The 9,947-nt window shown below is 60.5% G+C and carries 10 protein-coding genes; 9 read left to right on the plus strand and 1 reads right to left on the minus strand.

Annotation, left to right across the window (positions count from 1 at the left end; translation table 11 throughout):
• Positions 1 to 6 precede the first annotated feature (6 nt).
• The 5 genes from coaD (at position 7) to HY696_06740 (ending at position 5,129) form a co-directional block, all read left to right on the plus strand.
• A complete protein-coding gene (gene coaD / locus HY696_06720; protein MBI4238097.1) occupies positions 7 to 486 on the plus strand; it encodes a pantetheine-phosphate adenylyltransferase in 480 nt (159 codons plus the stop codon).
• A gap of 8 nt (positions 487 to 494) precedes the next feature.
• A complete protein-coding gene (locus tag HY696_06725) occupies positions 495 to 1,688 on the plus strand; it encodes a pyridoxal phosphate-dependent aminotransferase (GenBank protein ID MBI4238098.1) in 1,194 nt (397 codons plus the stop codon).
• A gap of 111 nt (positions 1,689 to 1,799) precedes the next feature.
• On the plus strand, positions 1,800 to 2,828 hold the full coding sequence (locus HY696_06730) for a tagatose 1,6-diphosphate aldolase (protein MBI4238099.1): 1,029 nt from the start codon (positions 1,800 to 1,802) through the stop codon (positions 2,826 to 2,828).
• Complete coding sequence (locus tag HY696_06735) at positions 2,825 to 3,988, plus strand: ABC transporter substrate-binding protein (GenBank protein MBI4238100.1); 1,164 nt, start codon at positions 2,825 to 2,827, stop codon at positions 3,986 to 3,988. Before HY696_06730 ends, HY696_06735 begins: the two co-directional genes overlap by 4 nt.
• A 22-nt stretch (positions 3,989 to 4,010) precedes the next feature.
• Complete coding sequence (locus HY696_06740) at positions 4,011 to 5,129, plus strand: ABC transporter substrate-binding protein (GenBank protein MBI4238101.1); 1,119 nt, start codon at positions 4,011 to 4,013, stop codon at positions 5,127 to 5,129.
• 10 nt (positions 5,130 to 5,139) lie between these two features.
• On the opposite strand, the gene HY696_06745 is transcribed toward HY696_06740, so the two are convergent.
• A complete protein-coding gene (locus HY696_06745; GenBank protein MBI4238102.1) occupies positions 5,140 to 6,318 on the minus strand; it encodes an ATP-binding protein in 1,179 nt (392 codons plus the stop codon).
• 113 nt (positions 6,319 to 6,431) lie between these two features.
• On the opposite strand from HY696_06745, the gene HY696_06750 reads away from it, so the two are divergent.
• From HY696_06750 to HY696_06765, 4 genes are read left to right on the plus strand one after another with little or no spacing between them, the layout of a single operon-like run.
• Positions 6,432 to 7,334 carry a branched-chain amino acid ABC transporter permease gene (locus HY696_06750; protein MBI4238103.1) on the plus strand — a complete coding sequence of 301 codons (903 nt, stop codon included), beginning with the start codon at positions 6,432 to 6,434 and terminating at the stop codon, positions 7,332 to 7,334.
• A gap of 4 nt (positions 7,335 to 7,338) precedes the next feature.
• On the plus strand, positions 7,339 to 8,331 hold the full coding sequence (locus HY696_06755; protein MBI4238104.1) for a branched-chain amino acid ABC transporter permease: 993 nt from the start codon (positions 7,339 to 7,341) through the stop codon (positions 8,329 to 8,331).
• Positions 8,331 to 9,104 carry an ABC transporter ATP-binding protein gene (locus HY696_06760; protein MBI4238105.1) on the plus strand — a complete coding sequence of 258 codons (774 nt, stop codon included), beginning with the start codon at positions 8,331 to 8,333 and terminating at the stop codon, positions 9,102 to 9,104. Before HY696_06755 ends, HY696_06760 begins: the two co-directional genes overlap by 1 nt.
• A 6-nt stretch (positions 9,105 to 9,110) precedes the next feature.
• Positions 9,111 to 9,827 (plus strand): ABC transporter ATP-binding protein, encoded by a 717-nt coding sequence (locus HY696_06765; protein ID MBI4238106.1) that lies wholly within the window; start codon positions 9,111 to 9,113, stop codon positions 9,825 to 9,827.
• The last annotated feature ends 120 nt before the right edge of the window (positions 9,828 to 9,947 follow it).

Genomic DNA, 9,947 nt, shown 5'->3' on the forward strand with positions numbered 1-9,947 from the left:
CGCCCGATGCATACGGCGATCTGTCCTGGGAGTTTCGATCCCCCGACCAACGGGCATCTGAATATTATCGAACGCGGACTCAAGTTGTTCGATCGGTTGGTCGTCGCGATTGCGGTCAATACGAGTAAAAATCCGCTCTTTTCCGCCGACGAACGCGTGGCGATGCTGCGCGAAATCTTCCAAGCGGAACCGCGTATTGAAGTCGACGCCTTCGAAGGGCTGTTAGTGGATTACGCGCGGCGGCGCCACATCACGACGATCTTGCGCGGGATTCGCACCATGTCGGACTACGAATACGAATTCCAAATGGCGCTCGTGAATAAGGCGATGTCGCCGCAAATGGAAACCGTGTTCATGATGACCGAAGGCCGATATTCCCACTTAAGCTCGACCATCATTAAAGATGTGATCCGCTTCGGCGGCAATGCCACGAAAATGATGCACGGCATCGTCGAGCAACGCTTGCGCAATAAACTCAACCCATAGAGGTTTGCATGCCATTCGCCCAACGCACAGCTGCCCTGGCCATTTCACCGACGCTCGCCACGGCCGCCAAGGCCAAGGCGCTGGCCGCGCAGGGCATCTCGGTGATCGACTTCAGTATGGGGGAACCCGACTTCGACACCCCGGCCCATATTAAGGCCGCGTGCGCGCAGGCGCTGACCAACGGCATGACGAAATACGGTCCGGCGGCGGGATTGCCGGCCTTGCGCACGGCGATTGCGGCGGCGCTGCAGCGGGACTGCGATCTCCGTTACCAAGCGAACGAAATCCTCGTCACATGTGGCGCCAAAGAGGCCCTCTTCGCCGCGTTGCAAGTGCTCGTCGACTCGGGCGACGAAGTCATTGTGCCGGCGCCGTATTGGGTCTCGTATCCGGAACAAGTGAAACTCTGCGGCGGGGTTCCGGTCTTCGTGGAGACCCAAACGCGGCCGGATCTCACGCTGACCGCGACGCAACTGGAGCAGGCCTGCACGTCACGCACGAAAGTCGTCATGCTGAACAGTCCCAGTAATCCGACCGGCGTCGTCTACTCCCGCGCCGCGTTGGCCGCAATCGGCCGTGTTTGCGCGGCGCGCGGGTTGTGGGTGATCAGCGACGAAATGTACGACCGCCTGGTCTATCCGCCGGCGACCTTCAGCAGTTTTGTGACTGCGGCGCCGGAATGTCGCGAGCAAACGATTCTGGTGAACGGCCTCTCCAAGACCTATGCCATGACCGGCTGGCGGATCGGCTACGCAGCGGGGCCGGCGGCCGCGATCGACAAGATGACCGCGTGGCACAGTCAAGTCGTGACCCATCCGACCAGTTTCGCGCAACACGGGGCCGTCGCAGCGCTGTCCGGCGACCAGGCCTGCGTCGCGACGATGCACCACGCCTTCCAGCAACGACGCGACGCCACGATGCGCGGCTTACGCGCCATTCCCGGCCTCCAGACGCCGGAACCCGCCGGGGCATTCTTCGCGTTCCCCAACGTGACCCATTTCTTGGGACGGACTGCCGGCGAGCGCACCATCACGACCTCGCTCGAACTGGCCGATTATCTCCTTGACCAGGCTCACGTCGCCGTGGTTGCAGGGGAGGGCTTCGGCGCGCCCGGCTTTATTCGGCTGTCGTACGCGTTGGAAATGCCCGCGCTGGAAGAGGGATTGAAACGATTGGCGACCGCACTCGCGCAACTGCAATAGCACCATCACACAAAGGAGTAAGGGCGGCGGAGCGGTAGCGAAGCCATGGCCCGCGGTAGAAAAGATCGAAACGCGACGAGGAGGAGCGTTGCGCACCAAAAGGAGAGGCATATGCCGACTATGACCAAAGGCAAGTACGACCAACTGATGGCCGTCTCGACTCCGGAAGGCTTTATCGCTGCGGCCGCAATGGATCAGCGTGGCTCACTGAAGAAAGCCATCGCCAAAGAACGCGGCGTCGACGCAGCGGCCATCACCGACGCCATGCTGGAAGAATTCAAGACCGCCGTCACGCAAGTGCTCTCGCCGCATGCCTCCGCCATGCTGCTCGATCCGCAATGGGGCCTACCCGCAACACGCGCCCGAGCCAAAGGGTGCGGCCTGTTGCTCGCGTATGAAGAAAGCGGCTACGACAACACGAAACCGGGACGGCTTCCGGACTTGCTGCCGACCTGGTCGGTGCGGCGACTGAAAGACGCGGGCGCGAATTGCGTGAAGATCCTGCTCTATTACACCCCATTCGACACGCCGGAAGTGAACGCCCACAAACACGCATGGACCGAACGGGTCGGCGCCGAATGCGCCGCGTACGACCTCCCCTTCTTCCTCGAATGCGTCGGGTATCCGGTCGACGGCGCGGAGGAAAAATCGCTGGCCTATGCGAAGATCAAGCCGGAGATCGTGCGTTGCAGCATGGAAGAATTTACCAAGCCGCCCTATCAAGTCGATGTCCTGAAAGTCGAAGTCCCGATCAACTTGCAGTACGTGGAAGGGGCCAAGGCCTTCGCGAATAAAGGCGTGGCGTATACGAAACGCGACGCGGCCGAGCTGTTCCGCCAAACAGCGAAAGTTGCCACCAAGCCGTTCATTTATTTGAGCGCGGGCGTCAGCGATGCGGAATTCCGCGAAGCGCTGGAACTCGCCGCCGAGACGGGTGTCTCGTACAACGGCGTGCTCTGCGGACGGGCCACGTGGAAGGAAGGCATTCCGGTCTATGCCAAAGAGGGCGCGGCCGCGCTGACCCGCTGGCTGTCTGACCGCGGCGTCACCAACATCCAAGCGCTGAACCAGACGATCCGCCAAGGCGCCAAGCCGTGGTGGGATGCGTACGGCGGGAAGGCCAAGGTCCACGTCGTATGAGTCTGGCACGATGGATCGCAACCCTGCTCTGTCTCGGCGTCGTCGGCAGCGGCATGGCGTGTCGACGGGCAGCGGAACAGAACGAATTCCGCGTCGGTCTCTATACCTCGCTGACCGGCGGCACCGCCACGTTCGGGCGATCCGCGCATAACGGCGTGAAGCTCGCCAGCGAAGAGATCAACACGCGCGGCGGCGTACTCGGGCGCCCCGTCAATCTGATCGTCGAAGACGACCAAGGGAAACCGGAAGAGGCGAAACTGGCCGTATTGAAACTGATCCGGCAACACAAAGTGACGGCGATCCTCGGCGAAGTCGCGTCTTCGCGCACACTGGCCGCCGCGCCGGAAGCGCAACGCACCAAGATCCCGATGCTGACGCCGACCTCCACCAATGCGACCGTCACGAAAGTCGGCGATTACATCTTCCGCGCCTGTTTCATCGATTCCTTTCAAGGCGGCGCGATGGCCACGTTCGCGCGACAAGAGTTGAAGGTCTCTAAGGCCGCGATCCTCCACGACGCGCGCAGCGATTACAGCGTCGGGCTAGCCGAATTCTTTCGCAAGTCGTTCACCCGCCAAGGCGGCGAAGTCCTCGCCGACGAAGCCTTTGCGGAAGGCGACGTCGATTTTCGTGCCCAACTCGTCGCGATCCAGGCCAAGCAGCCCGAAGCGATCTTCATCCCCGGTTATTACACCGAAGTGGGCTTGATCGCCCGCCAAGCGCGCGAATTGGGCATCACCGCGACGCTGCTCGGCACCGACGGCTGGGATTCGCCGAAGACGCTTGAGATCGCCGGACCGGCGTTGGAGGGCAGCTACTTCTCTAATCACTACGCCGCAGACGATCCCTCGCCGCTGGTGCATCAATTCATTACGACCTATCAAGCGCGGTTCGGGCAGATTCCGGACGCCATCGCCGCGCTTTCCTACGACGCCGCGCATTTGCTCTTCGACGCCACGCAGCGGGCCGGCAAAGTCGACTCCACCAAGATCCGCGACGCGTTGGCCGCTACCAAAGGCTTCCCCGGCGTCGCCGGGGCGATCACGATCGATCGCGAGCGCAACGCCGAAAAACCGATCGTCATCATCAAAATCGCCCACGGCGCCTTTGTCTTCGACCGACGGATCACGGATGTGGCCACGATCTCGAAAGGGCCATAGCCACATTATATAAGGAGGCAATATGAAACGATGGCTACTCGCGCTGGGATTGCTGGCCGCGCTCGGGTGTCAACACGCCGGCAATGAAATTCGGATCGGCGTCTATACCTCGCTCACCGGCAGTACCGCGACATGGGGACAATCCGGGAAAATGGCGATCGACTTGGCCGTGGCCGAAGTCAACACGAAAGGCGGTGTACTCGGCCGGCCGGTCAAAGTGATTTACGAAGACGATCAGAGCTTGCCGGAACAGGCGAAGACCGCCGTCGTCAAACTCATTAAGCAACACAAAGTCGTCGCCGTGATCGGCGAAAACGCGTCGTCACGCAGCTTGGCCGCGGCGCCGGAATGCCAACGCCACAAGATCCCGATGGTCTCGCCGTTTTCCACCAACCCCAAAGTCACCCAAGTCGGCGATTTCATTTTCCGCGTCTGCTACATTGATCCATTCCAAGGTGCCGCGATGGCGAAGTTCGCGTATCAGCAACTGGGCGCGCGACGCGTGGCGATCTTGCGCGATGTGAAGAACGACTACAGCGTCGGATTGGCGGAATATTTCAGCAAGACGTTTACCGGTCTCGGCGGCACGATCGTCGCGGATGCGTCCTACAGCGAAGGCGATGTCGAATTCCGCGCGCAGCTCACGTCGCTCAAGACCGCCAACGCGGACACGATCTTCATCCCCGGCTACTATACCGAAATCGGCCTGATCGCGCGCCAAGCGCGGGAACTCGGGATTGCCGTTCCGCTGTTAGGCGGCGACGGCTGGGATTCGCCGAAGACCGTGGAACTCGGCGGCGAGGCCATTAACGGCGCGTATTTCACGACCACGTTCGCACCCGACGACCCGAATCCGCTCGGCCAGGCCTTCATCACGGCGTATCGGGAGAAATACCACCAAGACCCGGACGGCACCGCCGCCGTCGGTTACGAAGCCGCGCTCGTGTTGTTCGACGCGATCACGCGTGCCGGCAACACGGAAGGACCGGCCATCCGCGACGCATTGGCCAAGACCAAAGATTTTCACGGCGTCTCGGGAACGTTGAGCATCGATCACGAACGCAACGCGGTGAAGCGGATCGTGATCATGAAAATCGACGCCGGCAAAGCCCGCTTCCACAGCGCCGTGGAGCCGGGATAAATTACTGTATTCACGCCCACGCAACATGATGCCAGGGTCGCACGCGGATGTCTGCTCCCAACGCGGATTCCGTCCCGACCGGCGCAAGGATTTCTTTTTTCAACGGTCGGCGCAGCAACGTCTCCACGATACGCAGTGGTTCCGCGAGTTGAGGAACCAGCGTCCGCGTACTCTTTATTTCGCGCGCGTACAGTGTCTGTCCCTGTTCGATGAAACAATCGATTTCAACGCCCTCTTTGGTCCGAAAAAATGTCAGCGCCGGCATGTCGCCACGCTGGGCCGCCCATTTCAGGTGTTCCATGATCACGGCTGTTTCGAACAACGCGCCGTAGGAAGGGCCATGAATCAGCGTAGCCGGATCGTGGATCCCCATAAGATACGTTGCGAGGGCGGTATCCGCAAAATAGAGCTTCGGCGCCTTGATCAACCGTTTGCTCAAATTGGCATGAAACGGTCGCAGCAAAAAAATTTGGTAACTGGCCTGCAGGATCGAGAGCCAGCGCTGCGCCGTCGGCTGACTGACACCGGCATCCCGGCCCAGCTCGCTCACATTCAAGATTTGGCCGGTGCGCAATACGACGAGTCGGAGGAAGCGTTCAAAGGTGTCTAAGTCTCCTACATTGGTTAGTTGGCGGACATCGCGCTCCAAAAAAAGCCGGATATAGCTGGCACACCACGTGCGCCGATCCAATTCCGGACGCGCACGGAGTTCCGGATATCCGCCACGCAGGATCCAGTCCGCTACGGCGTCCGGTGTGGATCGCGGCGACGCATCGCCACCATCGACTTCGTCCACACTACAAGGATACAGCGTCAACAGTGCCGCACGTCCGGCGAGCGATTGCGACACTCGTTCCATCAACAGAAAGTTTTGCGAACCGGTGAGGACATATTGGCCATACGTGTGGCGGTCGGCATCGACTATCCCTTGCAGATAACTGGGAAGATCGGGCGCATACTGGATTTCGTCGAAAATCACTGGCGGTGGATGGATCTGTAAAAAAGTCCGTGGATCCTGCAGCGCCAGCGCCCGCACATCGGGGTCTTCAAGCGACACATACGCATGCGAGGTATGCAGCAAGCTCTGACAGAGCGTACTCTTCCCCGTCTGCCGCGCGCCCGTTAAGATGATTACGGGAAAGCTCTTTACGGCTCGCAAAAAATAGTCAGTAAGTGCCCGTTGAAACATAGGAAAAGCCTATAACATCCATTATAAATATTCAATATTAAATTTGGCCACTCCTCCAAGATGGTTGCCGGAGACACTCTGAGCGTGTATTGATGATCGTGCACCGCTAACGCATGCACACATTTCTCCAACAACTGATTAACGGCCTGGCGTGGGGGAGCATTTATGCGCTGATCGCGCTCGGCTATACGATGGTCTACGGTGTCTTGAAGCTGATCAACTTCGCGCACGGCGATGTCTATATGATCGGCGCGATGACCGGCTACTACCTCGGCCGCGCCCTCGGGATCACGGAATCCGGCACCTTCTTCCAATTTTTATTAGTGCTCGGCGGCTCGATGTTCGTCTGCGGCGTGCTCGGTTTTTTGATCGAGCGCCTCGCATACCGACCGCTGCGCAATGCCCCACGACTCGCGGCACTCATTACGGCCATCGGCGTCTCGCTCTTTCTGGAATATGCGGGGCAATGGCTGTTCGGTCCCGATCCGAAACTCTTTCCGCCGCTGCTCACCGCACGGCCGGTATTCGCCGTCGGCGGCATCGTCCTCAACACGATCCAAGTCACGATTTTCGCCGTCTCGCTGACGATCGCGCTCGGTTTACGCTGGATTGTCATGCGCACGCGCATTGGCACCGCGATGCGCGCCGTCTCGTTCTCCCACACCGCGGCCCATTTAATGGGGATCAACGTGAATCGCGTGATCTCGTTCACGTTCATACTCGGCTCCGTGCTCGCAGCCGCGGCGGGTATTTTGGTCGGGATTTCGAATCCGAAAGTGGAACCGCTGATGGGCATTTTGCCGGGGTTGAAGGCCTTCGTCGCGGCGGTGTTGGGCGGGATCGGCAACATCCCCGGCGCATTACTGGGCGGCCTGCTGATCGGCGTCTCGGAATCGATGGTCGTCGGCTATTTATCCTCGACGTATCGCGACGCGCTCGCGTTCATTATCTTGATCGTGATTCTGCTGTGCCGTCCGCAAGGACTGCTCGGCGAGCGCGTGGTGGAGAAGGTGTGAACACATGGCGCGCATCGGCAAACTCATCGTATTGCTCGTCGGCCTCTGGGGATTGAATTGGCTGATCCAGGCATTCGCCGCCGACGTGTACGCGTACGAACTCCAGATCCTCAACTTGGTCGGCATCAATATCATCATGGCGACCAGTCTGAATCTCATTAACGGAATCACCGGACAGTTCTCGATCGGACACGCCGGTTTCATGGCGATCGGCGCGTACGTCAGCGCCGCGATGACGACATTCGGCGACCCGTGGATCGCCACGCATGGCGCATTCCTTCCCGCGAGTGTCCGCGAAACCGGGTGGTTTCTCTGCGCCTTGGCGACCGGCGGCGGCGTCGCGGCCGCGGTCGGCTGGTGCGTCGGCCTCCCGTCGTTGCGGCTGCGCGGCGATTACTTGGCGATCGCGACACTCGGGTTCGGCGAAATCATTCGCGTCGTCATTCTCAATCTGGACGTCGTCGGCGGGGCGCGCGGCTTTCCCGGCATTGCCGAACGCGCGAACTTTTTCTGGATTTACCTGTTCGTCTGCCTCACGGTCTGGATCCTCTGGCACTTAGTGCGAACGCCGAAGGGACAAGGTTTCTACGCCGTGCGCGAAGATGAAATCGCCGCCATGGCAATCGGGATTTCGACCACGCGCTATAAAGTCACGGCCTTCGTCATCGGCGCCTTCTTCGCCGGACTCGGCGGCGGACTGTTCGCCCACTATCTGACCTATCTCCACACCAACAGCTTCACCTTCATTCGTTCGTTCGAATTCGTCGCAATGGTCGTGCTCGGCGGTTTAGGCAGTTTCACCGGCTCCATCCTCGCCGCGATCCTCCTCACCGCGCTGCCAGAATTGCTCCGCACCGTCAGCGAATACCGGATGATCCTGTATTCGCTGTTACTCATCATCTTCATGTTAGTCCGCCGCGAGGGGCTGCTGGGGCGACGGGAATTTTCGTGGCAATGGATCCGTGCATTAGTACACCACCAACGGAGCCCGCGCTGATGCCCGCACTTCTCGACATCGCCCATTGCACGATGCGCTTCGGAGGCCTCACTGCGCTCGCCGATTTCAACGTGCAACTCGCTGCCGGCGCACTCATCGGCATCATCGGGCCAAACGGCGCCGGCAAGACCACGCTGTTCAATATCCTCACCGGCGTCTATCCGCCGACCGAAGGCACTATCACGTTTCAACAACAGGCCATCGCGGGACTCGCGCCACATCAAATCAACCGCCTCGGGATCGCGCGGACCTTTCAAAATATTCGGCTGTTCGGTGACTTGACCGTCTTGGAAAATATTACCGTCGCGATGCATCGCCGGATGCACAGCAACCTGTGGGGCGTGGCCCGCAGCAGCCGCCGCGCGCGCGCCGAGACGGAGACGATCGTCGCCGAGGCCACGACGCTGCTCGATCGCTTCGGCCTCGCCGCGCAAGCACCGCATCAAGCGCGCTCCCTCCCGTACGGCGACCAACGCCGTTTGGAAATCGCGCGCGCGCTTGCCACCCAACCGCAGCTGCTGCTGCTCGACGAGCCCGCAGCCGGGATGAATCCGACCGAAAAAAACGAATTGATCGGCCTGATTCGCTCGCTGCACGCCGACGGTTTGGGCATCATTCTGGTGGAGCACGACATGCACGTCGTGATGACCCTCTGTCCGCAATTGATCGTCCTCGATTACGGCGTCACGATCGCCCACGGCACGCCGACGGAGATCCGCCAAAATCCCAAAGTGATCGAGGCCTATTTAGGAGAGCCGTATCATGAGGTATAAGCGGCTATGTTAACCATCACCGACCTCCATGTGTGCTACGACGGAATCAAGGCGCTGCAAGGGGTCTCGCTCCACGTCGCGCCGGGCGAGATCGTCACGCTGATCGGCAGCAACGGCGCCGGCAAGACCACTCTGTTGCGGACCATTTCCGGTATCCTCTCCGCCACCGCCGGCCGTATCGCGTATGCGCGGAGCGGCGCCATGCAAGAACTGACGCAGCTGCCGCCGCACAGGATCGTCGCGGCCGGCGTCGTGCACGTTCCGGAAGGACGCTTGATCTTCCACAACTTGACGGTCCGCGAAAACTTAGCCCTCGGCGCCTATCAGCGCCGCGACACGCGCGCCATCGCGGACGATCTCGCGTTCGTCTTCAGTCTATTTCCGCGGCTGCATGAACGCCTCGCCCAATCGGGCGGCACCCTCTCCGGCGGAGAGCAACAAATGCTCGCAATCGGCCGCGCGTTGATGGCGCGTCCGCAACTGTTGCTGCTCGACGAACCGTCGCTTGGCATCGCACCGGCGCTGGTGCAACAAATCTTCGCCACGCTCAAGACGATCAACCAACGCGGCGTCACGATCCTGCTCGTCGAACAAGACGCGTTCCTCGCGCTCGAAACCGCACACCGCGGCTATGTCTTAGAAACCGGCCGGATCGTGCTGGAAGGCGCCGCCGCCGCGTTGCTCCACAACCCCGAAGTCCGCCACGCCTATCTCGGACAGTAGACCAACCATCCTTACATGACGCTCGCTGGCTAATTTAAACTTGCCGCAGGATCACCCACTCTGCGCGTTTTGCAGAGAAAAACACCCGCGCATTCCATTGTAGGACTCCTCCTACAGACT

This window comes from Deltaproteobacteria bacterium, assembly GCA_016210045.1.
GTDB lineage: Bacteria > UBA10199 > UBA10199.

What these genes read in the sequence shown, in the direction of transcription:
- HY696_06745 (MBI4238102.1), bottom strand. Translation starts at nt 6,318, where the DNA reads ATGTTTCAACGGGCACTTACTGACTATTTTTTGCGAGCCGTAAAGAGC.
- HY696_06725 (MBI4238098.1), top strand. Translation starts at nt 495, where the DNA reads ATGCCATTCGCCCAACGCACAGCTGCCCTGGCCATTTCACCGACGCTC.
- HY696_06735 (MBI4238100.1), top strand. Translation starts at nt 2,825, where the DNA reads ATGAGTCTGGCACGATGGATCGCAACCCTGCTCTGTCTCGGCGTCGTC.
- HY696_06740 (MBI4238101.1), top strand. Translation starts at nt 4,011, where the DNA reads ATGAAACGATGGCTACTCGCGCTGGGATTGCTGGCCGCGCTCGGGTGT.
- HY696_06750 (MBI4238103.1), top strand. Translation starts at nt 6,432, where the DNA reads ATGCACACATTTCTCCAACAACTGATTAACGGCCTGGCGTGGGGGAGC.
- HY696_06730 (MBI4238099.1), top strand. Translation starts at nt 1,800, where the DNA reads ATGCCGACTATGACCAAAGGCAAGTACGACCAACTGATGGCCGTCTCG.
- HY696_06755 (MBI4238104.1), top strand. Translation starts at nt 7,339, where the DNA reads ATGGCGCGCATCGGCAAACTCATCGTATTGCTCGTCGGCCTCTGGGGA.
- HY696_06760 (MBI4238105.1), top strand. Translation starts at nt 8,331, where the DNA reads ATGCCCGCACTTCTCGACATCGCCCATTGCACGATGCGCTTCGGAGGC.
- HY696_06765 (MBI4238106.1), top strand. Translation starts at nt 9,111, where the DNA reads ATGTTAACCATCACCGACCTCCATGTGTGCTACGACGGAATCAAGGCG.
- coaD (MBI4238097.1), top strand. Translation starts at nt 7, where the DNA reads ATGCATACGGCGATCTGTCCTGGGAGTTTCGATCCCCCGACCAACGGG.